Genomic DNA, 3,090 nt, shown 5'->3' on the forward strand with positions numbered 1-3,090 from the left:
AGGTGAGTATAATTCATCTATTTAGTTTCTAATTTTCTCTGTGCTGAATGCAAAAAATAAAATTGTTAAGTGACTATTGATGTAAAGTACGCTTTCATTTCATCTAAATAAATTATTTTCAACACAAGGAATGGCGATTATGGCCATAGCCCATTAACTATTTATTCTGCTATCTTCACTGGTACTACACTCATTTAAAATAACCAAATCACACTAATGCCACTTTATTACCGAAATAAATATTCTTTTGCTCAAATACTAACAAAGATAAACATACCTTTATCTTGTAAAATATTAACAATAAAGCTCTGGTGTTGATGAAAGCCAGTTGATAAAACAACGAATATCATGGCGATTACTGTCTTCTTCGCGATAAACGGCATATAAGCCTCTTTGAAAAGGCACAAACTCACTTAATGGTGTAACTAGGGTATTGTTATTTACTTTACTGTTTTCAATAGGAAAAATTCCCAAGGCTAGCCCTAAACCCTGACTTGCTGCATTAATTGAAGAATCATAATCATTAAATGATAACACGCGTTTATTTTGTGTCAGTGTTGTGCCTGTAGCAGTAGCCCACTGCAGCCAAACATCATCCATATACGATAAATCAATCAAAGGTAAAGCATTAATATCGTCAAGCGCATTCACTTGGTATTTATTCAAAAACGATTTCGAACATACTGCAGCAATAGTTAAATCGAGCAATTTTTGCTTAGCGGTGTTGGGCCAATTTCCTTGGCCAATACGGATGGCTAAATCGATATCATCATAGCGTAAATCGGCAACGTGATTACCTGTCTCAATACGTAATTCGATTTCAGGGTGCATTGCTTGAAAGGCACCAAGCTTGGGTATGATGATGTTACTTGCCATCGTGGAAAAACATGAAATTTTAAGCGCTTGAGACGAAAACCGATTGCGTACTTTACGCCTTCATTGCTCAAATCATTCAAGCCCCTGTTGCACAAAATTTAAATACATTTCACCTGCATTATTTAACACCACACCACGGCTTTTACGTTGGAACAAACTAAAACCGAGCTGCTCTTCAAGCGCTTTAATTTGATGGCTTACTGCTGAAGGTGTGATGCATAGTTCGTTACTCGCCGATTTAAAATTTTGATGACGGGCTGCGGCCTCAAAGATACTAAGTAAATGCAGTGGTGGGTATTTAGAGCGCATATTCTAAACCTTGCTGTGATTTTTATCTTAGCAACTGTATTCAATTGATGAATCAAATTCAACACAAAGGTGGTTGCGATTGTGCTCTACAAATGGACTTTCTCATAAAATGAATGAAAGTCGAATAATGTGACCAGTCGCTATGGTGTTTGGTATTTATCTAGGTACAATTGAAAACGTTTAATTTTTAATTAGTTAGCTAGAGTTTCTTGTGAAAAAAATAATAAGTAAAGTCGCCTTTGAGTTAATTGTTATCACCCTTGGTGTGTTAATCGCACTAGGTATTAATGCCTGGTATAACAATTACCAACAACGCCAAGATGCAGAGCAATTACTAACGAAAATTGCTTACGAATTACAGCAGAATATCCAGCGTTTAGAGCTTGCTTCGGCCAGTTATAATGCAAACATTGAGCAGTCTAAAAAGTACGAACAATTATTTGAAGAGACTGGCGAAAGCGACGGTTATGAATTTGTGCTAAAAATGTTGATTATTGAACAAGGCGCTTGGCAGTTTTCAAAAACGCGTCAGGAACTAAATACCTTGCCTGTTGAATTATTGATTTCATTGGATATGGCCAGTCGCAGTACATCTGAGGCGAAAGAAATGGTGAATCAGTTTATATTTCAAGGTCATGATGAACTAAATGAGTTAGTCGATAACGATATGAATGCACGCTATCTAGATGGTATGGAAAGAGAGTTAAAGCAAATTAAGTTTTATCTTGATTATGCTTTATTAAGTTCAAAAAATGCGTTATCTCATTTAGAAGAGTTTCGTGAGAGTGGCAAAATTAGCGCTAAAAAAGAAAACGTTGAGCTCTCGACCACCTTATAAACACCATTTTAAAAAAACGTAAATCATCAGGTCTATATGTTACTTTAACAAGCTAAATATTGATGCTTTGCCTTTGTAAAAATCCCTTAATTGTAAAACCCATTTATGATTGCTATTGAAAAGTTAACTGCGCAACATTTAGAAGAGCTGAGCAAGGTTGTTTTAGCGAAAGATCAAATTCAATTTGCATGCAGTGCTGAGGAATTTTTAAAAGAGAGCAATCAGCGAGTGCATTTACATGTAATTAAGCACACTTCAAAAGTGATTGGCTTTTTTAAACTTGATTGTGGCTATCATTATGATTATGCATTTTGCCCTAGTGATGGATTAGGGCTGCGCTCATTTGTAATTGATAAACGTTTGCAAGGGCAAGGCTTAGGTCAAGTTACCATAAAGGCGTTACTTGCGTATTTAAAACAACATTACTCACATTACAGTTGGCTTTATTTAACGGTTAATTGTAAAAATAGATTGGCTAAAAGTTGTTACCAAAAAGCGGGGTTCTTGGAAGAAAAGGCGCTGTATTTAAATGGCCCGGCTGGCCCCCAACATATTATGTACATGCCGGTATAATGCTAAGGTCTGTTGAACTTTGCTGTTCTATTCTTGTTCTTTTTGAGCGTGCTTTTATCGCGGCGCTCGATATGTGACCTAGCCATCTAAGCGAATATCGAGCAAAGCTTCTGCGTCCTGCTAACGCCCCTTACCTGCATTCATGCAGGCAACAATGAGAAAAGTGCGCTCAAAAGAACCGTTCAGCAGCGCTTGATTGGGTTTTTTCTGTTATCGGCTGACTCACATAGAATAACTATGTCACGCAGCCTCTGCCTTGTATAAACCCCAATCAAACTGCTGCAAAAACGAACTTGAAAGATCAACAGACCCTATTTTTTAAATAATAAATTAGGTCTTTTATTTTAAGCTGGTTAAATATACAGTGGTACTTTGAATAAGGAATGCCACGATGAAATATACTGGAAGTTGCCACTGTAAAGCGGTGCAATTTGAATTTGAAAGTGCACCTATTTATGATGCATTACAGTGTAATTGCTCCATTTGTATTCGTA

The 3,090-nt window shown here is 36.6% G+C and carries 3 protein-coding genes and 1 pseudogene; 2 read left to right on the plus strand and 2 right to left on the minus strand.

What is annotated here, in order from left to right; all coding sequences use genetic code 11:
• Positions 1–294: 294 nt before the first annotated feature.
• Both ABYD77_RS18460 and ABYD77_RS18465 read right to left on the minus strand, forming a co-directional pair.
• Positions 295–897, minus strand: a pseudogene (locus tag ABYD77_RS18460) (LysR substrate-binding domain-containing protein); the annotation flags it as partial.
• 51 nt (positions 898–948) lie between these two features.
• The gene (locus tag ABYD77_RS18465; protein ID WP_372771561.1) at positions 949–1,185 is read right to left on the minus strand and encodes a LysR family transcriptional regulator; all 237 of its coding nucleotides are present in this window, start codon (positions 1,183–1,185) and stop codon (positions 949–951) included.
• Between the two features lie 211 nt (positions 1,186–1,396).
• Between ABYD77_RS18465 and ABYD77_RS18470 the strand changes: the two genes are divergently transcribed.
• The gene (locus ABYD77_RS18470; RefSeq protein ID WP_372771562.1) at positions 1,397–2,023 is read left to right on the plus strand and encodes a hypothetical protein; all 627 of its coding nucleotides are present in this window, start codon (positions 1,397–1,399) and stop codon (positions 2,021–2,023) included.
• A gap of 105 nt (positions 2,024–2,128) precedes the next feature.
• Complete coding sequence (locus tag ABYD77_RS18475) at positions 2,129–2,596, plus strand: GNAT family N-acetyltransferase (RefSeq protein ID WP_372771563.1); 468 nt, start codon at positions 2,129–2,131, stop codon at positions 2,594–2,596.
• The last annotated feature ends 494 nt before the right edge of the window (positions 2,597–3,090 follow it).

It is taken from the genome of Pseudoalteromonas sp., assembly GCF_041629635.1.
Taxonomy (GTDB): domain Bacteria; phylum Pseudomonadota; class Gammaproteobacteria; order Enterobacterales; family Alteromonadaceae; genus Pseudoalteromonas.